A 23,441-nucleotide genomic window follows, 5' to 3' on the forward strand; every position below is an offset into this window, starting at 1 on the left:
CGAAGCGCGGCGTGGGCGGAGAGCGGGGGCGTCCCTCACGGTGAGCGCGCTGCCTGGCCGTTCGCGTTCCATCCGAGGTCGCGCATGCGCGCGACGGCGTCATCGCGACCGGCGACGCCGAGCTTGCCGTAGATGTTCTTGAGGTGCCATTTCACGGTATCGGGCGAAAGGCCGAGCGCCCGCGCGATCTTCTTGTTGGGAAACGCCTGCGCAAGCATGCGGATGACATCGAGTTCGCGATCGCTGAGGCTCTCCAGCAGTCCGGAACGGCTCTCGGCTGTATCATTGCGCGAGGCGGGCGCGGCTCGCCGCGCCGGCAGGTCCGCGTCGCGCAGATGCTCGACATAGAATGACAGCAGGACATCAAAGCCCGGCGCCGCGCCGCGCGAGCGGATGAGGTCGAGCGCGGAGGCATCAGCATCGAGCAGGCTTCGCACGAGGCCGAGCCGATGGCCGAGACGCAGCGCCTCCAGTGTCATCGCGTCGGCCTGCTCGCCCATGCCGCGTCGCTTCGCGACAAGAGCACTTTGCAGCTGGAGCATGGCCACGATCTGCCGATGGCCACGCGCTTCGCAGATCTCGATCAGTGAATCGAGCCGGGCTGCGGCCGCCTCATAGCGGCCGACCGCAATGTCTTCTCTGACATGCGCCCGCTCGACGATGATGAAAATCTCGTCGCCCAGATTGCTGCCCGACTTCGGATGCCGCCGCCCGATTTTGTCGAGGCCGGCGAGCTTGCGTTTCGCCATTTCGAACTCGCCCTGCTCGAGATGACGTCGAACCTGCTCGCCGAGGCTGTGCGCGAGCAATCGATCGAGCTTGAGGTTCAGCGCGTAGTCTTCAAGTCGCTCGAGATAGGCAAGGGCCTCCTGGCGCCGGCCGGCGAGCCAATGTGAGGCGGAGAGCACCGAAAGGACCCGCAGCACGGAATCGGGAATCGAAACGCGTTCGAGCACGTCGACGCGATCGTCCAGCAGTTGCAGGGCGGCCAGGGGATCATTGAGTTCATAGAGCGCCTCTCCGAGCAGCGCCGCAGCCAGGCAGGCAGGATCGATGCAGGATGGGCCACGCTGCTCCGATTCGTAGAGAACGTCGCGATAGATCCGCTCCGCTTCGATGATCTGGCCCTGAAGCGCATAGCTGAGCCCGACCAGGCAGCGGCCCTGCAGCCGGCCGCCGGGAGTGCCGAGAAGGAGCGTCCCGCCGGCTCCGGTCGAAGGGGATCCGAGCTGCACCTGTCGCGCCAGTTCGTAATTTGCGCGATGCATGTACAACCAGGACAGGATGTTGTCGCGTCCGCCGATGGCAGCCGGATCGACGCCTGCCGGCGGATGCAGCAACTGCGGAAGGACCAGCATCGCCGCGTCGGTGTCGTCGCGCGCGACCGCCAGCGTCGCCTTCAGAAGCGCAAGCGCAAATCGCGCGGACGCGTCGCTTGCCGGCAGATCGGCTTCGAGCTGCTCGAGGCTGTCACCGCAGGCGTCCAGTTGGCGCGCCAGAAGCTGCGATCGGGCCATCCAGAGCCGCAGGTTTGTGCGCGACTGTACCTCGTGCTCCGGAAGCAGGCGAACCAGGCTGTTGAGGTTACGGACATCCCCACGCGCAAGCAGGTCCTGCCCATATTGATCCAGCAGGTCGGCAGCCGCGGCCGCTTCGTCGGCGGAGATGGCGTGACGAACAGCCTCATCGACATGGCCATGCTCGCGGAACCAGATCCATGCCGCCTTGTGGCATTGCCGTTGTTGCACGTCCGTACGCTGGCGAAACCGGGCGCGCATGGCTTCGCCGAGCAGGGGATGAAAGCGATACCAGAGCTCGCGTTCCGACGATTCGACCGGGATGATGAAACCGTTTTGCGTTGCCAGGTTTGCCAACAGCGCTTCGATGCTGGCGCCGTCTTGCTCCCTGCCCAGCAGTGCGGCGCAGATGGAGGCACAGAACCGCGTGCAGATCGACGCCGTCTCGAGGAGCGCGCGCTCGTCATTGGAAAGTTTTGACAGGATCTCGTGCTCGAAATAGTCGGCGAATGATTGCGCGTCCTGGAGGTGGCTGCGGGACGCGAGCCTGATTTCCCTTGTGGCGCCCTTCCTGGACCAGCCGATCGACAGAAGCTGGAGGCCCGCCACCCATCCGTCCGTGAGTTCGTAGAGACGCCGGGCGGCGCGCCGGTCGCTCTTGCCGAACCTGCTCTGGAGAAAGGCATCGGTCTCGGCCTGGGAAAAGCGCAGGTCCTGAAAATCGAGCTCGAAGATGCTCTGCTGATCGCGCAGCCGCGACAGCGAGACCGGAGCGGCGCCACGACAAACAAGAACGACATGGAGATTGTGGGGCGCCTGATCGAGCAGCCATTGCAGAGCCCAATGGCTTGCCGCATCAGTCAGCAAATGGAGGTCGTCCAGCACCAGCACGATCTCTCGCGGCCGTACCGCGATACTTCGCACGAGCGCAATGAGCGTGCGCTCGACGGCCTCGCGGTCGATGCCGCGCCCCGCCAGTTGCGACGCAGCCTGACTGATGGCCGGATCGACCTGGGCGAAGCTCGCAAGAACGTAGTCCAGCCAGCGGGAAACCTCGTTGTCGTCAGGGGCGAGCGTCAACCAGGCCACATCAAAGCCGAGCGTAAGCAGCTCGCGGCGCCAGGCTGCAACGATCGACGTCTTGCCGGAGCCGGCCGGGCCGTGCACCAGCACACAGCGTTGTCGCCGTGCCTTGACGAGCCGGGCAATCAGGTGGTCCCGCGGGAGCAGGCGGCCGCCTTCGCGCGGCGGAAACAGCTTGGTGCTGACGATGGGCTGCAGGACCTCGTGTGACGGACCTGCTTCGTCCGACGGACGGGTCACCATCTCAGTTGTTCCTCCATCCCACGCCGAGATCCCGTTCCACCAGCCTGACGGTGTCGAGGCCACTTAAAGCGGCCCGGTGTCATGCAGACCACCCGGAGCGGGTGGGGCGGCGTAGCCTCTGTCAGGTGTAGTTCTGGCGCAAGCTGACACCGGCACACAAGCTGATCGGAGCAAAATTGAGCGTTTTGTCCGGAATTCGCGTCCTCGAGTTCGAGGCGATTGGGCCTGCCCCTTTCGGCGCGATGTTGCTCGCGGACATGGGGGCGGATGTGCTCAGGATCGATCGGCCGTCGCCGCCGCAAGACCTTGGGCCGCGTCGCACCGGAAAGCCGGTCGACATCACCGGCCGCGGGCGCCGTTCGATCACGCTCGATCTGAAATCGCCTTCTGCGGCATCTGCTGTCCTTGAACTGATCGAAAAAGCCGACGTGTTGATCGAGGGATTCCGTCCGGGGACGATGGAGCGGCTCGGCCTCGGTCCTGATCCGGTGCTGGAACGCAATCCGCGGGTGGTCTATGCACGGATGACCGGCTGGGGGCAGACCGGTCCGCTTGCCGGCGATGCCGGCCACGATCTCAACTACATCGCGCTATCGGGCGTCCTGTCGGCGATCGGTCCGGCGGGCGGCCGGCCCCTGCCGCCACTCAATCTGGTTGGCGACTACGGCGGCGGGGGCATGCTGCTCGCGCTCGGGGTGGTCGCTGCGCTGCTCAATGTGCAGCGGGGGCGGGGTGGGGCAGGTCGTCGATGCCGCGATGATCGAAGGTGCGGCGCAACTCGGGTCCATCATGTGGGGTCTGGTGGCCGGAGGTGGCTGGCAAGAGCAACGCGGCAGCAACATTCTCGATGGCGGCGCGCCATGGTACGACAGCTATCGCACGCTTGATGGCCACTACATGGCCGTGGGCGCCGTTGAACAGCGGTTCTATGCCGAACTCGTCAAACGACTGGGCCTTGCCGAGGCCGATCTTCCCAAGCAGTACGATCGCAGCGGCTGGCCGGCGCTGCGCAATGCCTTCGCAAGGGCGTTTCTCGGCAAGACCCGAGACGAATGGTGCGCCATCTTCGAGGGCAGCGATGCCTGCGTGACGCCGGTGCTCGCCTTCTCGGAGGCGCCGCATCATTCGCAAAATCGCGCCCGCGGCAACTTCATCGAAATCGATGGCGTCATCCAGCCGGCCCCGGCGCCGCGGTTCCTCGGCACTCCGTCGCAAGCGCCGAAGTCCGCGCCGCGCCGCGGTGAACGTGGCGACGCCGCGCTGCGGCAATGGGGATTCGATCCCTCGGGTGTTTCGAGGCTGCGCGAGCTCGGCGTCGGATTTCTCGGTCAAGCCGAGCCGCAGCCGGCGTGAATGGCGGCTTCTCCTTCTCAATGTGATTCGAAGCGGGGACAAAATGAGTGAACGTGTTCTGATCGAGCGGCGCGGCCATATCCTGGTCATCACTATCAATCGCCCGGAGGCGAAAAACGCCTTCGACCTTGCGTCCGCCCAGGCGATGCATGCCGCGATGGACCTGCTCGACGCAGAGGACGGTCTCTTCGTCGGCGTCATCACCGGGGCCGGCGGCACGTTCTCCGCCGGAGCCGACCTGAAAGCGGTCGCGCGTAACGAGCGCGCGGTGACCGAGCGCGGCGGCTTCGGCATGTTCAAGCGTCCGTCACGCAAGCCGCTGATCGCGGCGGTGGAAGGATTTGCGGTCGGCGGCGGGCTCGAGCTTTGCTTGTCCTGCGACCTCATCGTTGCCGCACGGAACGCAAGGATGGGGCTTCCCGAAGTGAGGCACAACGTTGCGGCGGTGGGCGGCGGGCTGTTTCGGCTGCCGCGGCGCATTCCCTATCATGTCGCGATGGAGCTTGCACTCACCGGCGGTTTCCAGGATGCCGAGTTCTTCCGGCATTATGGGCTGGTGAACCGCATCAGCGAGCCGGGACACGCGTTGGCCGACGCGATCGCTTTCGCGGAGGAGCTGCTGGTGAATGGTCCCACCGCGCTCGCCGCGTCCAAGGAGATCATGCTCCAGTCGGCGAACTGGACCGATGAGGAGGCCTGGAGCCGACAGGCTCCGATCGCCGCGATCGCGTTCGAGGCCGAGGATCGCACGGAAGGTCTTCGCGCTTTCGCCGAAAAGCGAAAGCCGGTCTGGCGCGGACGCTGAGAAGTCGGGCCACGAGGTCTCGTCAACCCATCGCGACAAATAAACCCGAGGACACGAAATGACCTGCAAGGACCTGATGGTCGGAGCCTTTGCACTCGCGGCCTGCGTTGCTGTGGCGAGCACGCCGGCGGACGCGCAGAGGAAGTACGATCCCGGTGCCAGCGACACCGAGATCAAGATCGGAAACATCATGCCGTATAGCGGACCTGCATCCGCCTACGGCGTCATCGGCAAGGCGAGCGAAGCCTATTTCCGGATGATCAATGATGAAGGCGGCATCAATGGCCGCAAAATCACGTTCGTCACCTATGATGATGCCTATAGTCCGCCGAAGACCGTTGAACAGGCGAGGAAGCTCGTCGAGAACGACGATGTGCTGCTGATCTTCCAGCCGCTCGGAACGCCGGGGAATACGGCGATCCAGAAGTACCTCAACACCAAGAAGGTCCCCCAGCTCTTTGTCGCCTCTGGAGCGACCAAATGGGGCGATCCGAAGAACTTCCCTTGGACGATGGGCTTCCAGCCGAACTATCAGAGCGAGGGGCGGATCTTTGCAAAATATATCCTCGAGCATCGTCCGCAGGCGAGGATCGGCGTCCTCTACCAGAATGACGACTTCGGAAAGGATGTGCTCAAGGGCCTGAAGGACGGCCTTGGCGAGAAGACGGCGCTGATCGTTGCAGAAGCAACCTACGAGATTTCCGATCCGACCGCCGACTCGCAGATCGTGAAGCTCAAGACGGCGAATGCCGACGTGTTTGTCGATCTGACGTCGCCGAGGTTCGCGGCCCTGGCGATTCGGAAGGTCGCCGAACTCGGCTGGAAGCCGATGCATTTCATCAGCAGCGTTTCCGGGTCGATCGGGTCGGTGTTGCAGCCGGCCGGGCTGGACAACGCCAGGGGCCTGCTCAGCACGGCCTACACCAAGGATCCGTCCGATCCGCTGTGGAAGGACGATCCGAAGATGATCAAGTGGAACGCATTCATGGATAAATACATGCCGGGCGCGAACAAGGCGGACCAGGGCTACGTCTCGTCCTACATGGCGACCCAGACGCTGGTCGAGGTCCTGCGGCGATGCGGCGACGATCTGTCCCGCGCGAACGTGATGCGGCAGGCTGCAAATCTCAGGGATTTCGAGGTCGACGTCCTGCTGCCGGGCATCAAGGTCAACACCAGCGCAACCGATTTCTTTCCGGTCGAACAGCTGCAGATGCGACGCTTCGATGGACGCGTGTGGGAGCTGTTTGGTCCCGTCATGAATGGCGAGGTCGGCAGTCCGGCCGGTTGATCGAACAAGAAGCCAGCTTGGGCAGGAGGTGAACAGTGAACGAGCAAATCGGGTTTGCGCCGACCACGACAACGATGATCCTGCGCGCACTGTCGCGGTTTCCGGACCGCCAGGCATTCGTCTGGAATGACGGCAGCATGACCTATTCCGCGGTGCGTGACCTGATCGCCGGCTTGCAGTCGGGAATGGTTCAGGCCGGTCTCGGAAAGGGTGACGTCGTCGCGCTCTTGGGCGCCAACAGCGCCGAGACGTGGTGCGCGGGCGTTGCGGCGCAGGCGCTTGGCCTCGTCATCACCTGGCTGCACCCGCTCGGCTCGCTCGCGGATCACCTTGCTGTCATCGAAGACATCGAGGCGACGGCCTTGATCGTCGACCCGAAGACGCACGGCCAGCGCGGGGCAGAGCTTGCAGCCGGCGCCGCCACGCAGCTCAGGTTGACATTCACCATGGGGCGGAGCGAGTTCGGCCGCGATTTGCTTGCCGCGGCGCGCGCTGTCGGCGCCGTGCCGATTGTCGACCTCACCAACATCGATGAGCTTGCGATAGTCAACTACACCGGCGGCACCACCGGAAAGTCGAAGGGAGCGATCCGCCGTCATCGGGCTCTGGTGGCGTCGGCCCAGTCGGTCGCAGCCGAGTTCGGGTTGCCCGACACGCCACGCTATCTCGCCGCGGCGCCGATCACGCACGTCTCGGGGAGCTTCGTCTTGCCGTCGCTGTCGCGCGGCGGAACCGTGCATCTGCTGAAGGGCTTCGACCCCGAAGAGTTTCTTGCGACCATCATGCGGCAGAAGATCAATGTGACCATGATGGTCCCGACCATGATCTACCTGATGCTCGACAGCGCGAAGCTCGCAAGTACGGATCTCTCGTCACTCGAACTGCTGCTGTACGGCGCATCGCCGATGTCGCCGACACGGCTGGTGGAGGGGCTTGAGCGTATCGGCCCGATCTTCGCGCAGCTCTACGGCCAAACCGAGTGCTTCCCGATCAGTCTGCTCGGGCGGGCCGATCACGACGCCAGGCGTCCCGAACTGTTTGCATCCTGCGGCTTTCCGCTGGCCTCCTGTGGCGTCTCGTTGCTGGATGACAACAACCAGCAGGTCCGACCGGGAGATGCCGGAGAAATCTGCGTTCGCGCCACGCAGGCGATGGAGGGATACTGGAAGCGGCCCGAGCAGACCGCCGAGACCTTCGCCGGCGGCTGGCTGCACACCGGCGACATCGCGAGGGCCGACGAGCGCGGCTATCTCTACATCGTCGATCGCAAGAAGGACATGATCGTCTCCGGTGGCTTCAACATCTTTCCCCGCGAGGTGGAAGACGTGCTGTCGTCGCATCCCGATGTGGCGATGGCCTCGGTTATCGGCATACCTCATCCCAAATGGGGTGAAGCGGTCACGGCCCTGGTCGTCGCCAAGCCCGGCAAGCGGCCCAGCGCCGAAACGCTGATGGATCTCGTCAAGCGGCATAAAGGCGGCACGCATGCCCCCAAGCAGATCGAGTTCGTCGAAAGCCTGCCGCTGACCGCGGTGGGCAAGGTGGACAAGAAGGTGCTGCGCGCAAAGTACTGGGCCGGGCAGGAACGGCAGGTCGGGTAGCGGCCTGGTCGCTCGGCAGTTCGCTTCGGAATCACGAATCCAATCGCTCCAACATTCGAGACAATGACATGGTTGACGCTCTGATCATCGATGCATGCAGGACACCACGCGGCATCGGCAAAGCCGGCAAGGGGGCTCTCTCCGGAATTCACCCGCAGCAGCTCGGCGCGACGGTGTTGCGCGCCCTCGGTGATCGCACCGGCATCGACACCGCCGATGTCCACGACATCGTATGGGGCACCAGCTCGCAACGCGGCCAGCAGAGCGGCGATCTCGGGCGGATGTCAGCGCTTGACGCGGGATACGATGTCCGCGCCAGCGGCGTCACGCTGGATCGGTTCTGTGGCTCGGGCATCACCAGCGTGACCATGGCCGCGCATGCGATCATGTCGGGCTCCGAAGATCTCGTGATCGCGGGCGGCACCGAAATGATGTCGATGGAAGGCCGCCGCGGCGAAGGACCGATGGTCATGGACGCCGGAAACCTGCGCCTGCGCGCCCGGCATCCGCAATCGCATCAAGGCGTCTGCGCCGATGCGGTGGCAACACTTGAAGGCATCACGCGCCGGGAACTGGACCAACTCGGACTGGAGAGCCAGAGGCGCGCCGCCGCGGCGATCGAAGGAGGGCGCTTCAGCAAGAGCCTGGTGCCGGTTCATCGCGAGGACGGCACGCTTGCCCTCGACCGCGACGAATATCCAAGGCCGGACAGCACGCTCGAGGGGCTGGCGATGCTGAAGCCGGCCTTCGCGGCGATGGCGGATTACCCGCTCGACCAGCGCGGGACCACCTATCGAAAACTGATCCTCGACCGATATCCTGACCTTGACATCAATTTCCTGCATCACGCCGGCAATTCGTCGGGCGTGGTCGACGGTTCGGCCGCGATCCTGCTGGCATCGCCAGGCTATGCTGAGAAGCATGGCCTGAAGCCGCGGGCGCGTGTTGTCGCGACCGCCAATATGGGCGATTCGCCGACGTTGATGATGAACGCGCCGGTCCCGGCGACGCGCAAGGTGCTCGTGAAGGCGGGATTGACGCTCGGCGATATCGACCTGTTCGAGGTCAACGAGGCCTTTGCCGTCGTGGTCGAAAAGTACATTCGTGATCTGAAGATTGATCGCGACAAGATCAACGTCAATGGAGGTTCGATCGCACTGGGGCATCCGATCGGAGCGACAGGTACGATCCTGATCGGGACCGTTCTCGATGAGCTGGAGCGACGCGATCTCAGGCGAGGTCTCGTGACCATGTGTGCGGCCGGAGGGATGGCTCCCGCGATCATCATCGAACGTATCTGACGATGTTCGGAGGATGAGAAGACCGCTCGCAATGCGCGAGCAGGAACGCACCGACACTCTCTCCGCCATTTGTGCGGTTCTGTGCGCCAACCTGCGATTTCGCGGCATTTTGCACGCTGCGGAGTTGAAGGCTGTCGTTGCGAGCGTCGGCATCATTCGGACTTTGCTCGCGCGACTCGAAGAATAAGCGAACGCAGCATCGCCGTTGCAGCCGTCCAGAGCGGCCCGCAAGGTGTGACCCAGCCGCCACGACCGCAAAGACCATCACCCTGATCGAACAAGCGCGGTTCTTATTGCCGAGTGCTTCGTCGGCGACGCATGGTCGGCGGCACGGTGGGAGAGCGAGCGGCTCCAGGGATTTCGCCGCACGCTCCCTACAGCCGCATCGCAGCCTTCCTGACATGAGATTGTTACACAGCCTGCCTATGGTCCCCGCCCGACCATGACAGGTTTGTAACGCGAGGAGCCGTGTTGACCCCGGATGCGCCAGCGCCAGCCTGGAGCGCCCGGCTGTGCCTCGCTCTGTTGTTCGGCGTCTGTCTCGTCCTGGCGTCGCCGAAAGTATCGGCACAGGAGGCGCAGATCGACTTTGATATCGTAGCCCAGCCGCTGGCGGCCGCGCTCGAGCAGTATGGTGCCGTGGCCGGTCGGAACGTCCTCTACAACAGCAACCTCGCAGCCGGACTGCATTCCAGCGCCGTGCACGGACCCATGACCGCGGACATGGCGCTCGCGCGTCTGCTCGCGGGCAGCGGTCTCTCGGCGCGTGTGCTCGGAGAGAACTCTTTCGTGCTTTATCCCGCACCGGCCACGGCGCAGGCGGCGCTGCCGGTTCCGGTCAGTCATTATTATGCGCGGCTGCAGGCCGGCCTTCGGGCCGCACTATGCGCGGAGGCCGATGCACGGCCGGGCCGATATCGGATCGCGCTGCAGTTCTGGATCGATCCGGCAGGCGGCGTGGCGCGGTTCGCGCGGCTGGGCTCGGCGGGCAGCGCTGCGGTCGATGCGGGCATCGATCACGCGCTACGCCGGATGCAGGTCGATGCGCCGCCGCCGGCGGGCCTTGCCCAGCCGGTGACGCTGGTGGTCGTCCCGCAGGGACCCGGCACGACGATGGCCTGCAATGGTTCTCCGGCGCGCCGCGCCAGCGCGACGCCATGACCGAGGCGTCGCTGGCGCTGATCAGACGCCTGCTGGTCGAGCGCTATGATGAACTCAAGCGACGGCTGACACGACGGCTGGGATCGTCCGAGCTCGCGGGCGAGGCGCTGCAGGACGCCTGGCTTCGCATCGCCCGGGTGGATTCGGTCGGTGTCGTCCGCAATCCCGGAAACTATATCTTTGGCGTCGCCATGAACGCGGCGCGTGATCGCCAGCGCGACGCCGATAGCCGCACCCTGAGCGCCGCCGAGGTCGACGGACTGCTCGAGATCGCCGATGGCGCACCCGATCCGGAGCAGGTGGTGCGCGCCCGTTCGGACCTGCGTGGGCTGGAAGCCATCCTGCGCGAGCTGCCGCCGCGCCGCCGCGCGATCCTGCTCGCAGCGCGGCTCGACCAGTTGCCGCGGCAGGAAATAGCCCGTCGGTTCGGCATTTCCCTGCGCCTGGTCGAGCTGGAGCTGCAGCGGGCGCAGGAGTATTGTCTGGCGCGGCGCAATCGGAACGGCGGGTGAGTATGCGGTTTCGCCTGGCTGGAAACGTCTTCTTGAGAGTGGTGGCGAGAACCGCCGCATCTTGGCGCAGGCCGGTACGGGGCGGACGCCGGCCATGAGCGCGATGGATAACGACGACATGGGACTTGATCCGCTCAAGCGGGAAGCGGTGGGCTGGGTCCGGCATCTCACCTCCGGACGGGCCACCGCGGCGGACGCCGAGGCGCTGCGGCGCTGGTGCGCGCAGAGCGCGGAGCATGTCGCCGCTTTCGCCGCGGCCAGCCGGCTGTGGCGAGATCTTGCTCCGGCAGGCCGCAATGTCCGGGCAGCAATGATGACCGGGCAGTTGCCGATCGCTTCGCGCCGGCTCGACCGCCGTGCGTTGCTTGGCGGCGGGCTCGCGGCCGCCGCCACAGCGGCGAGTGTCTACGCGCTTGCGCGTCCGCCGCTCGGTCTGTGGCCGTCCTGGTCGGAGTTCGCGGCCGACTACCGGACCGGCACCGGCGAGCAGCGGCGCGTGGCGCTGCCGGGCGATGTTTCGATCCAGATGAACGTGCAGACCAGCATCGCGCTTCGGCCCGCCGATCCCGACGCAGCACGGATCGAGTTGCTCTCGGGCCAGGCAGCGTTCGCCACTTCCGGGCGCAGCTTCGGCGTATACGCGGCCGACCGCTGGATTCTTGCGGACAAGGCGCAGTTCGACGTGCGCTATGTGCCGGCTGGCGGCGAGCAGCCGGTCTGTGTGACCTGCCTCAAGGGCGAGCTGCAGGTCCAGCATGGCGCCCAGGCGATCACCATGAAGGAGGGCCAGCAACTGCGCTACGACGCGCGCGGAGAGACACTTGCCTCTGCCGATGTCGAGGCAGCCTCCGCCTGGCAGCGCGGCTTCCTGCTGTTTCGCTTTACGCCGTTATCCGATGCGGTCGAGGAGATCAACCGCTACCGGCCCGGCCGGATCTTCATCGTCAATGCCGCGATCGCACGGTTGCCCGTCAGCGGCCGCTTTCGCATCGATCGGATGGACGAGGTTCTGACCCAGATCCAGCAGGCGTTCAATGCGCGCGTGCGGCTGCTGCCCGGCGGAATCGTGCTGCTGAGCTGAGGGCGATCCGACGATCCTGCGACCGCTCTGCGGCGACACGAAATTTTCACAAAAATGCCTTGCGGGTTTTTGCGTGGCTTCCCGTCACGCTGGTGTGACCTCTGCGGTGTTCGCTGGAAGGACGTGTCATGCCGGTTCGAGCTCAAGCCACCCATCATCCTCGTGCACGCGGCGAATTGGCCGTCAGTGCGCTGTTGCGGTCGTCGCGCCGGATGTCCCGCGGCGGGTTGATGGCCGGCACGAGCTTGGCGACATTGTTGCTCGCGGCGTATCCTGCGAGTGCGCGGCCGTTGAACGGCGCCTGGACGGTCGGGGCGCCGCTTTATGCGGCCGACGCGGCGAGCGCCGGAGCCCAGCAGGCGGCGGCCGCGGCCGCCCAAAGCTCCGGTGCATTGGCGCGGGCCGCCCAAGCGATCCAGGCCATGCAGGCGACACAGGCGGCCGCGCGCAACGCCGCACAGGCCACCGGCACGTCGCGGACGTTGCCGCAGCTGGTGGTGCCCAATGGCCTGACGCCGGGTGGGCTTCAGGTCGCGCCGGGCGCCGCGCCCGGATCGAATCTCTGGTCTGGCGCCAACCTTCCGACCCAGGCGAGCGTCAACGGGCGTACCAGTGTCGGCATCACCCAGACCGCGCCGCAAGCAATCCTCAACTGGCAGAGCTTCAATGTCGGCGCCCGGACCGACGTCGTCTTCAACCAGCAGGGCAACAGCAACTGGGTCGCGCTCAATCGCGTGATCGGCAATGTCGGGCCGAGCCAGATCCTCGGCCATATCAAGGCTGACGGCCAGGTGCTGCTGATCAACCAGAACGGCATCATTTTCGGCGGTGCCAGTCAGATCAATGTCGGCTCGCTGGTGGCGTCGACATTGAACATCACCGATCAGCAGTTCAAGACCGCCCTGCTCAATCGCTCGCCGTTCGACAGTTCCGGCAACCTGCAGGCCCCGATCTTCGCCAACAGCAGCGGCCCAACCGGCGACATCACCGTCGAGGCTGGTGCAGTGATCGTCACGGCGTCGCCCGCATCCGTCACCACGGGAGGCGGGAACGCGTTCCTGTTCGGTGCCAATGTGCAGAACAGCGGCAGCATCGTCACGCCAGGCGGACAGGCCGCGCTCGCCGCCGGCACGTCGGTCTATGTCACGACGAGCGGCAGCACGACCCAACAGGGGCTGGCGTTGAATGTGCTCAATGGCGGCACGGTCAGCAACACCGGCCTCATCGCGGCGCCAACCGGAAACGTTACCCTGGTCGGCATGAACTTGCAGCAGTCCGGCGTGCTGGTGGCGACCACCTCGGTCAACCAGGCCGGTTCGATCCTGCTGTCCGCGCAGCAGGGACTGCAGGGGATGTTTGGCTATGACAGCTCCTCGCGTTACGCCGTGTCGACGCAGACCGGCGCGGTGCGGCTCGGGGCTGGCAGCCTCACCGCGGTGCTTCCCGAGGAGGACGGTCTCACCGCGATGGACACCCAGCCGCAGGCCTTGTCGCGGATCACGGTCGAGGGCGGCTTCGTCAACCTGCAGCCGGGAGCTGCGATCATCGCGCCGTCCGGACGCGTTGCGCTTCAGGCATCGAGCTTCGGAGACCAGCTCTATCTGCAGGACAATCCCACCGCCAAGATCAACACGAACTACAACCGCGATGGAGCGCGGGTTCTTGTCGACGCAGGTTCCCTGATCGACGTTTCGGGGTTGCAGGGCGTGCCGGTCGCGGCGTCGAGCGATGTGGTGCAGGTGAACGTGCGCGCCAACGAGCTGCGCGACTCGCCATTGCAGCGCGGCGGTATCCTGTCCAGCAAGAACGTGTGGGTGAACGTGCACGATCTCGACCCGGTGGCGTCGGATCGGGTCTACACCGCAGGCGGGCTGTTGGAGGTGTCGGGATGGCTCGGGCAGGTCGCGCGTCCGATCGACCAGCGGCTGACCACGGGCGGTTCGGTGATCGTCTATTCCACGGGCGATGCCATTCTGCGACCTGGAGCGACGATCGATATTGCCGGCGGTTCGCTCGCGCATCAGGCCGGCTATGTGCCGGTCACCCGGCTGATCGGTTCGGACGGCAGGATCTACAGCGCAAATCAGGCCCCTGGCGACCTGACCTACACCTCGATCGGGGTCGGCTTCACGGTCAATCACGCCCACTGGGGCGTCACCGAATTCTACGCCAGTCCACTGGTCTCCAGTCAGGAGTACCAGCCGGCCTATCTGGAAGGACGCGCCGCCGGTGCTCTGACCGTGATTGCGAGCGCAGCTGAGGTCGATGCCTCGGTTGTTGCGACGACAATCAATGGGCCCTATCAGCGGTCCGCCAACTCGCTTCCGGCCGGCGCCGCGCTTACCATCCAGGCGTCCGATGCGAGCGTCATCGCGCCGTCAGTTGCGCCGCCGGAGCTTTCCAGCGCGACGTCGCCGCTGCCGCCGTCCTGGCAACAGACCGTCTATCTGTCGGCCGATCTGCTCAACCAGGCGAACTATGGCAGCATCACCATCAATGCCCGGGGCGGCGTGACCGATCCGGTCAGCGGCACGCTATCACCTGCCATCAGCATTGTGGGCGGCGCCAAGCTTCAGGTTGCCCCCGGCGGCTCGATCGCCCTGAACTCGAATGTCACCTTTGCTGGCGGGGGAATTTCGATCGACGGTCAACTGGTGGCGCGTGCCGGCTCGATAACCGTCAATGCCGCGCTGCAGGGAACGACTATCGTCACCGGCGACATCGAATTGCATCGGGGCAGCGTGATCGATACGCGCGGCCTGTGGGTCAACGATCGCACCGGCGGCAACGATACCCCGCCCGCGCTCTACAACGGCGGCAACGTCAAGCTGATCGCCTACGGCAGCGTTCGGATCGATGACGGGGCGGTGATCGATGCGTCGAGTGGTGGCTGGGTGCAGAGCACGGGCCGGATCAAGACCAGCTACGGCCTGCCGGTCGGAACCGGTGGCAACATCACGTTGATTGCCGACGGCTTCGGCGCGACGCTGCACAATTCGACGACGCTCGCGCAGACCTATCCGGGCCGGGTCTATCTCGACGGCACGCTGCGGTCCTACGGCTTCACCCTTGGCGGCACGCTCAGCATCGCCACGCCCGTGATCCAGATCGGCGGCGACGCCACCCTTCCGCTGCGCACGATCAGCAGTATCAACGCCGACGGGACCAGCGATCTCACGCCAGTCGATCCTGCCAGTGTGATGCGGCTGTCGTCAGGATTCTTTGCCAGCGGCGGCTTCAGTCAGTACGCGCTCTACAGCTACCAGAACCTGACCGTCGCAGGCGGCACCGATATTGAGCTGCATGGGGTCAATCTGGTTCCGAATGCGCAGGCTGCCCTGGCGCCGACAGGCAGCGATGTCGCAAGCGTCGCGACGGTGCGGATGCTGCCTTCGTATCTGCGGCCCGCGCCCGTCAACCTCGTCCTGAGCGCAATCGACGCCTTCAACGGCAATCTTGATGTTCAACGGGGCGCCGTGATCGACGCCGATCCTCAAGCGACGATCTCGCTGCACGCACGCCATCAACTGACGGTCGACGGCACGATCAGCGCGCCTGCGGGAACGATCAATCTCGATTTGACCGGCACGACGGGAACCTGGGTCGCGGTCGGATCACAGGTCGGCGTGCCGCCCAACAACGGTCCGTCCTACGCTGCCTCGCAGACGCTCTGGATCGGAGCGGACGCCAGGTTGCTGGCGCCCGGCCTCGTCACATCGACGCTGGATGGGGCGGGGCGTCCGGTGAACACGGTGCTTGGCGGCGGTCAGGTCAACATCAATCAGGAAGCTCAGCCCTCGCTCTACTATCCCTATTCGGCGACCCAGCCTTATGGCGAGCAACCGCTCGGTGTCGTCGTGGCGCAAGCCGGGGCGATCATTGATGTGTCGGGGACGTCGGGAACGATACAGCAAGTCGCGGGCCGATCCGGTCCGATCCAGACATCCGTTGCGACCCCCGGCGGCAGCGTCGCGATCCGGGCATCACTCGGTCTGCTCCTCGACGCCACCATGAAGGCACAGGCCGGTGGGGCCGGCGCTGCAGGCGGGAGCCTGACGATCGATCAGATAATCGGGAGCTACGTCGCGGACAATTCGGGGGTTTCGCAGTTCGTGCAGCCGATCTTCCAGACTATCGTGAGCCAGGCGGCGCCGCTGATGACGACCGGTCTGTCGCAGGGGCAGGTAGTCCCGGGCAGCTTGCTCGGAGATATCTTCATCGGCGCCGACCAGATCTCCAGCGGCGGCTTCGCGTCGGTGTCTCTCGGCGCAGTCGATGCCCTGGTGTTCAACGGCAACGTCAACCTTGTCGCGGCGCGCAGCCTGACCATCAACGCCAGCAACATCAGTGCAACGCCGGGCGCACGCGTTCGGCTCAACGCGCCCTATGTCGACATCGGCGGCGGTCAGCGCAACACCAACGAATATACCAGCAGCAGCTACACCCCCCTCGGCAGCTACAGCGCCGTGTCCATGGCGGGTACGGCTCGTCTCGAGGTCGATGCCAACCTGATCGATATCGAGGGCACACTGCGCAGCGGTGCGAGCTACAGCTATGTTACCAGCTTCACCAATTTCAACACTCCGGTTCAGCAGCAGGTGTCGTTGCCTGGCTTCGCCAGCATGTCGTTCAACAGTCTGGGCGACATTCGCCTGGTGCCGGTTTCGAAGACGACACCTTCTTACGCTCTCAAGCCGACCACGTTGACGACGGCCGGTGACGTGACGTTCACAGGGACGGAAATCTACCCGATCAGCAGCGCACCGGTCGGCAATGCTTACGCCAGCATTACGAGCAGTCTGTTCCTGATCCAGGCGACAGGGTCCAACAGCGTGGTCAGCTTTGCCAGCAACGGCCAGGCGCCCTACGTGCCGCTGTCCGCGGGCGGATCGGTGCAGATCGTCGCTCCGACCATCAATCAGGGTGGCGTCCTGCTTGCCCCGCTCGGGCAGATCACCTTCGGAGACCCAAGCAATCCCGCCGGCACGCGCGCGATCAATCTGCTGCCGGGCAGCATCACGTCTGTGTCGGCCGGCGGCACGCTGATTCCATATGGCGCGCCGCTCGGCAACACCGACTGGATCTACGGCTACGACAACAGCGGCACGCCGAACACGATCAGCGCGCCACCGGCCAAGACGATCTCGTTCTACGGCCGGGCGTTGACGGTTGCCGGCGCGTCCGGTGGAGCAGCCACTGCGCGCATCGACGAGTCCGGCGGCGGCGATCTCTATGGCGCGCAGTTCGTCAGCGGCGCCGGCGGGTCGGTCGATACGCTCGACGGCCCCCAGACATTCGCGGTCCTGCCGAGCCTCGGCAACCGCTATGCGCCGCGCGACCCGCAGATGCAGCTCAGCGATCCGGCGCAGACGACGTCAGCGCGAGTTGCGTTGCAGGTCGGTCAGCAAGTCTATCTGAGCGGAATGCCGGGGCTGCCGGCTGGCACCTATATCTTGCTGCCGGGGCACTACGCGTTGTTGCCCGGCGCTTACAAGGTCACCGTCGCGGAAAATCAGACCTCCGCCACCGGGCTCCAGAACTTTGCGCTGCGTGACGGCTCCTACCGTGTGACCGGCTACGGCGAGGTCGCCAATACGGGCTTCCGCGATTCGCTGCCCTCGGCCTACATCATTACGCCGGGAGCGGTCGTCCGCCGGCAGTCGCAGTATGCCGAAACCACGGCAACTCAGTTCTATGCGTCCAAGGCGGCTGCAAGCGGCATCGCGGCGCCCTATCTGCCGCTCGATGCGGGGCAACTTGTCATCAATGCGACCAACAGTTTGTCGTTGCCGGTGACCGGCGGGTTCGGCGACTTCACGGCTCCGGCCGGCGGCCGGGGCGGGCAGGCCGATATCGTCGCTTCGAATCTCGAGATCCTCGCGCCGGGGGGCACCGCAGCGCCGGGTATGACGGGGCTGCAGGCCAGTGCGCTCGACAGCATCGGAGCGCAGAGCATTCTGATCGGCGGTACGCGCAACCTGAACGGCAATGTGCTGACCATCACGCCGGTGGCGCAGAAGCTTCAGATTGACAGTGGGGCGGTGCTGACTGCGCCCGAAATCATGCTGACGGCGAGCAGCGCGATCACGATCGGCGCCGGTGCGCAGATCGACACGACGCCGTTCGGCGCGATCTCCACCCTGTTCCCGAACGATCCGAAGACCGGCAAGACCCTGGGATCGATCGCGCTGGCGCGTATCGGCAGCGGGGCGGGCGCGTTCGTGCTGGCGTCCAATGCACCGGTGCTGCCGATTACGTTGCCGACCGGGAGCACCGGCGCGAGCGAGCTGAGTATCGGCGCGCGCGCGCAAATCTTCGGCGGCAGCGTGCTGGCGCTGAGCGCCTCGAACACGATCAGCATGGATCCGCTCGCCCGCCTCGCGGCGCCGACGGTCATGGTCAGCGTGCCGGTGATCAATTTCGGCACAGGGGGCGCTTCGGGCTTCAACCTGAGCGCCCGCCTGCTCTCGCAGTTGTCCGAAGGTGATCCGCTGCGTCATCTGCCGGCGACGGGAAACCTGATGCTGTCGGCGTCCACCGCGATCAACGTCTATGGTTCGGTCGATCTGGGTGATCTGGATCCGGCGACCGGTCAGCCTCTGCTCGCCGGGCTGACGTTGAGCGCGCCCGTAATCAACGGGTTTGGTGCCGCCGCCGACAACGCCAGGCTCCGCGCCGGCACGATCACGCTGAATGGCGGCGCAACCGGCGCAGCATCGACGGGAAACGGGCAGGGCGCGTTCGAGATCGATGCGACGCAGTTGACGCTGGGTGGCGGCGGCAATCTTGCCTTCGGTGGCTTCAACACCGTGATGCTGGCGGCATCCGAGCAGGTGATCGGCGGCGTCGCCTATGCGGGCCCGATCGCTGCGGGCACGATGCAAACAATCGGCACGGTGTCCTACGCCCCCGGCCAGGTGATGCCGGGCACCTTCAGCGTCAGCGGTGGTCTGACGATCGCGGCACCCCTGGTGACGGCGGAGGCCGGCGCGCTGACGCAGCTCGTCGCCAATGCCGGCACGGTCAGCTTCGTCGCGCGGCCCGGCGGCGCCGTGCAGCCGGCCGTCAACTCCAACGGCGCGACGCTCTCGGTCTCGGCGCAGAGCATCGTCCAGGGCACCACCATCGACCTGCCATCCGGCGCGATCACCTTCACCGCGCAAAACGGCATCACACTGCAGGCCGGGTCGGTCACCAATGTCGCCGGCGCGGTGACGCCGTTCTTCGATGTGGTGCGGATTGCGCCGGCCGGCAGCGTCACGCTGCAGACCGTGAACGGTGATGTCGCCGTTGCTTCCGGAGCGGTGGTCGATCTGCGCGGCGGCCGGCTCGGCGCGGTGACGCTGCCGATGCTCAATGTCGTGGATTCCGACCAGGGCGGCAACGCCGGCACGCTCACCATCGTCGCGCCGAACGGAACCGCCCGTCTCGACGGGCAGCTGCTGGCCAGCGCCGATCCGCGCTACGCCGGCGGCAAGGCGGTCCTCACGGTCAAATCGGGTGACGCTGGTGCACTGTTCGGCAGCATCGCGGGCTTCTCGGGCGAGCAGGCGCTGACGCTGGCAAACGGCGACATCAACGTCGGCAACATCACCGCGCGCAACGTCGAGCTGACCGCGAGCAGCGGCAGCATCACCATCGCCGGCCTGATCGACGCCAGTGGCGGGAGCGATGCGACCATCCGCCTGATCGCCGGCAACAATCTGGAGCTGGGCGCACATGCGGTGCTCAATGCCGGCACCACCGCGGCCAGGGGCGGTACGGTGTTTCTCGGCCTCGCCGGCAACAGCCCGGGCATGTTGACCTTCGATGTCGACGCCGGCTCCGGCAGCACGCCGGTGATCAACGTCGCCGGCGCCGACCCGAACATCGCGCTCAATGGCGGACAGGTCTGGCTGCGCGTGCCGCGGACGATCAACGGCGACGGCACCACCGGTGTGCGCGTCAGCAACAACGGGGTCCACGTCATCGGCGCGCGCGAGATCGTTGTCGAGGCGGTCAAGACCTATGACGTCAGTGGCACGCCCTATGTCGATGCCAATCTGGCGGCGGCCGATGCCGATGCGCAGGCGTATATCGCTGCCGCCACGATCAAGACGGGCATCGGCACGCTGACCGGCACCTCCGTCACCGCGTTCCATTTGATGCCCGGCATCGAGCTGCGCAGCAGCGGAGACCTCCAGCTGTTGCAAAATCCATCCAGCGCCAATTCCGGAATCGACCTGCACACCTACCGCTACAATGGCGAGCCGATGGTGCTGACGTTGCGTGCGGCCGGAAACCTGCTGATCAATGGCAGCATCAGCGACGGCTTCGCCGCGCCGGTCAGTTCGCCGGACGGCAGCATCTTCGCCATCGCGGCGCCGCTGCCGGCGGGCTCCGGATCAGCGACGCTGCGGCTGGTCGCGGGAGCGGATCTCGCCGGCGCCGATCCGCTGGCGGTCGCGCCGGCCGTGCTGCGTCCCGCAGCCACGGTGGCCAATCCCGAGCCGGGCTCGATCGTGTTCGCGGCGCCCTACCTGATCGACGCCAACGTCAATGACAGCGGCACCGTCGTACAGATTCCGAGCGTGGTCCGCACCGGCGCGCGCGACCTCGAGCTCGCTGCGGCCGGAAATATCGACATCCAGACCGCGTTCGGCATTTATACCGCGGGGGAGCCGGTGACGCCGAATTTCACGCCGGCGCAGCGCGTTCCGATCCTGTCTGCCTACACGTACGACTACACCAGCTATCTTGGCTATACATACGACGCGAACTTCAATCTGGTGTCGTACGATACGCTTTATCCCCTCACATTCAACGCAAGCTATGCGAATGGCGGTGGTAATCTCACGGTCAAGGCGCATGGCAGCCTGATCGGCGCGGAAACAAGCAACAATGGCGTGACGAGCTACGCGGCCTCTGCGCCCGACACTTATTGGCTATGGACCGAACCGAAGGCTGCCAGTCCGACGTGGTTCATCAATTTCGGCACCTACTATCAACCGTATCTCGATTACGCGAGCGACTCATTTCCATCGGTGGCCGCGTTCAAGGGGCTCGGCGCGCTGGGAGGAGGCAACGTCCGGGTCGCAGTCGATGGTGACCTGAAGGCTATCGACATCAGCCTGCCGACCACCGGCGGATTGACCGACACCGGAGCGTTGTCGGTGTACGGTGGCGGCAATCTCTCGCTGGCCGTCGGAGGCGCTATCAACTACGCCAATCTGCTGGTCGGGCGAGGGACGGCCGATATCCAGGCCGGCGAGATCGGGATGGCACCGCTGAACGCCAGCTCTCTGGCGATTGCGCGGGTGGATCTGTTGATCGGCGATGCCCAGTTCAATGTCGTGTCCCGCCGCGGAATCAATGCGATCGTCGGTGATCCGACGCGGATGACGCAGCAGCCCGATCCATCGAGCAGCGGCGGCTATCACATCCCGGCCGGTCTGGAGGGAAATGGGCCGCCCACATTCTACTACACCGCTGCGGCGCCCTACGGCTTCTTCACCAGCATGACGGCCGCCAGCGCCCTGACCGAGTTCGCGAGCGGCGGCGACATTACGGTGCATGGTGATTTCGCGCCACCGATCTTTGAGTTGACGGCGGCTGGCGGCTCGATCCAGGCCGGCGACATTAAGCAGAGCACCTTCAATTTCCATTATCTCGCTGCACTGGCTGCGCCGACGGCCCGCCTCGATCTGCTGGCTCAGCAGGACATCGTCGGCTTTGGCGTCAGCATGACGGCGGCCGATCTGCTGTCTCAGGTCAACGGCGCCTCGGCGCCGGCAGGCAGCGATTACGCGAGGACACTCTCCAGTCTGCTCTCCGACGACATGCTCGGGGGCCCTTTGTCGGTGCCCTCGAACCTGGTGCAGTTCAACAATCCGCATACCGTGCATGTCTATGCGGTGCAGGGGAGCCTGACAAAACTCGCGCTGGCGACATCGGAGCGCGCGCAGGTGCGCGCCGGGCTCGATATCGTCCAGCCGATTATCGATATCGAGAACGCCGGGCTCGGCGACGTCTCGCTGGTGCAGGCCGGGCGCGACATCGTCAGCTGTCAGCCGTGCAGCCTGGCCTATCCGGACTTCTTCAACATTCGTGTGGAGGGGCCAGGCTCGCTATCCGTCCTTGCCGGTCGCGACATTGTTGCGCAGAAGGGGCAGTATGGCTTGCAGGGGCTTGGCATTACGTCGGTCGGTAACGCGGACAATCCGTTGCTGCCGGCGACCGGTGCCTCGATCGGCATTGCGGTCGGTACCGGTGCCAACGGTCCCGACACCACGGCCTTCATCCACCTCTATTTCGATCCGCGGAACACGGATACAACGACGCAAGGCTATCTCGCGCAGCTCACCAGCTACATGAGCGGGATCGAGGGCATCGCGCTCAGTCGTGACCAGGCGCTCGCGGATTTCCGCAACCTCGTCCCGGCCGCACAATTGCCGTTCATCGAACAGGTGTATTTCGCCGAGCTCAGGGCGGGCGGCGAGGCGGCGGCCAACGGCCATGGCGCAGGCGGCAAGGGTTACGATCGGGCCTACCGGGCGATCCAGACCCTGTTTCCGGGCAGCGTGATCGGTGGCACCACCACAGCCTATGCCGGCAATCTTTCGCTGTTCCAGCTCGCGCGCGTCCGCACCGAGCAGGGTGGCAGCATCAACATCCTGGCGCCCGGTGGCGGCGTATCGCTCGGCATCGAGAACCAGACGCCCGACCTGACCGGGCAGACCGACACCGCGCGTCCCGGCCTGCTGACGCTCGAAGGCGGCGACATCAACATATTCACCGATCGCAGCGTCGTGGTGGCGCAGTCGCGCGTCTTCACCGAGCTCGGCGGCGACATCCTGATGTTCTCGACCAACGGCGACCTCAATGCCGGCAAGGGCAAGCAGACCTCGATCGTGACGTCGCCGCCTTTGGTCGTCTACGATCAGTACGGCCGCTCGGCCAAAACGCCGAACACGCCGCAAACCGGCGCCGGCATCGCAACCCTGATCGGCGTGCCCGGCGTTCCCCCCGGCAACGTCGACCTGTTCGCGCCGCACGGCACCATCGATGCCGGCGAGGCCGGCATTCGGGTGTCGGGTAATCTCACCCTCCAGGCGTTGCAGGTGCTCAACATCGCCAATATCCAGGTGCAGGGCATTTCGGTCGGTGTGCCGGTGGTGCAGGGACCGCCGGCGGGCGCGTTGACTGCGGCGAACAACACCGCGGGCGCAGCCCAGCAACCGACGGCGGCGGCACCGGCAGCCAATACCGGACAGCCGTCGGTCATCATTGTCGAGGTGCTCGGCTACGGCGGAGGCGACGGCACACCGGATCCCGGCGGCAATGACCAGCGCCGCGGCGGCAATGAGCGGCAGAGCTATGATCCGAACAGCATGTTTCGCGTGGTCGGCAGCGGTGAACTGACCGCTGAGCAGGCGCAGCAGCTGACTGATGACGAAAGGCAGCGTCTGTCGTCGCGGTAGCGATACCGCGTGTGCAGGGCTTCCGTCATTTCGA

At 65.5% G+C, this 23,441-nt stretch carries 9 protein-coding genes and 1 pseudogene; 9 read left to right on the forward strand and 1 reads right to left on the reverse strand.

The genetic code is table 11. The annotated features are described in order from the left end of the window. Nucleotides 1–35: 35 nt before the first annotated feature. Complete coding sequence (locus ACVIGA_RS23760; protein ID WP_456668193.1) at nucleotides 36–2,843, reverse strand: LuxR C-terminal-related transcriptional regulator; 2,808 nt, start codon at nucleotides 2,841–2,843, stop codon at nucleotides 36–38. Between the two features lie 242 nt (nucleotides 2,844–3,085). Between ACVIGA_RS23760 and ACVIGA_RS23765 the strand changes: the two are divergent. From ACVIGA_RS23765 to ACVIGA_RS23805, 9 genes and pseudogenes are all read left to right on the forward strand, one after another. Beyond that, nucleotides 3,086–4,196 (forward strand): annotated as a pseudogene (locus ACVIGA_RS23765) (CaiB/BaiF CoA transferase family protein). Nucleotides 4,197–4,239: 43 nt separating this feature from the next. Next, nucleotides 4,240–5,001 (forward strand): crotonase/enoyl-CoA hydratase family protein, encoded by a 762-nt coding sequence (locus tag ACVIGA_RS23770; RefSeq protein WP_456668194.1) that lies wholly within the window; start codon nucleotides 4,240–4,242, stop codon nucleotides 4,999–5,001. A gap of 58 nt (nucleotides 5,002–5,059) precedes the next feature. Then, a complete protein-coding gene (locus ACVIGA_RS23775; RefSeq protein WP_456668195.1) occupies nucleotides 5,060–6,292 on the forward strand; it encodes an ABC transporter substrate-binding protein in 1,233 nt (410 codons plus the stop codon). A gap of 35 nt (nucleotides 6,293–6,327) precedes the next feature. Next, complete coding sequence (locus ACVIGA_RS23780) at nucleotides 6,328–7,893, forward strand: AMP-binding protein (protein ID WP_456668196.1); 1,566 nt, start codon at nucleotides 6,328–6,330, stop codon at nucleotides 7,891–7,893. Nucleotides 7,894–7,961: 68 nt separating this feature from the next. Further along, nucleotides 7,962–9,194 (forward strand): acetyl-CoA C-acetyltransferase, encoded by a 1,233-nt coding sequence (locus ACVIGA_RS23785; protein WP_456668197.1) that lies wholly within the window; start codon nucleotides 7,962–7,964, stop codon nucleotides 9,192–9,194. A gap of 471 nt (nucleotides 9,195–9,665) precedes the next feature. Further along, nucleotides 9,666–10,355 carry a secretin and TonB N-terminal domain-containing protein gene (locus ACVIGA_RS23790; protein ID WP_456668198.1) on the forward strand — a complete coding sequence of 230 codons (690 nt, stop codon included), beginning with the start codon at nucleotides 9,666–9,668 and terminating at the stop codon, nucleotides 10,353–10,355. After that, on the forward strand, nucleotides 10,352–10,867 hold the full coding sequence (locus tag ACVIGA_RS23795; RefSeq protein ID WP_456668199.1) for an RNA polymerase sigma factor: 516 nt from the start codon (nucleotides 10,352–10,354) through the stop codon (nucleotides 10,865–10,867). The genes ACVIGA_RS23790 and ACVIGA_RS23795 overlap by 4 nt, the downstream gene beginning before the upstream one ends. Nucleotides 10,868–10,961: 94 nt before the next feature. After that, nucleotides 10,962–11,948: a FecR family protein gene (locus ACVIGA_RS23800; RefSeq protein WP_456668200.1), complete on the forward strand. Its 987-nt coding sequence runs from the start codon at nucleotides 10,962–10,964 to the stop codon at nucleotides 11,946–11,948. Nucleotides 11,949–12,178: 230 nt separating this feature from the next. Then, nucleotides 12,179–23,407, forward strand: a complete 11,229-nt coding sequence (locus ACVIGA_RS23805) for a filamentous haemagglutinin family protein (RefSeq protein WP_456668201.1) — start codon at nucleotides 12,179–12,181, stop codon at nucleotides 23,405–23,407. The last annotated feature ends 34 nt before the right edge of the window (nucleotides 23,408–23,441 follow it).

It is taken from the genome of Bradyrhizobium sp. USDA 3240 (assembly GCF_054063295.1).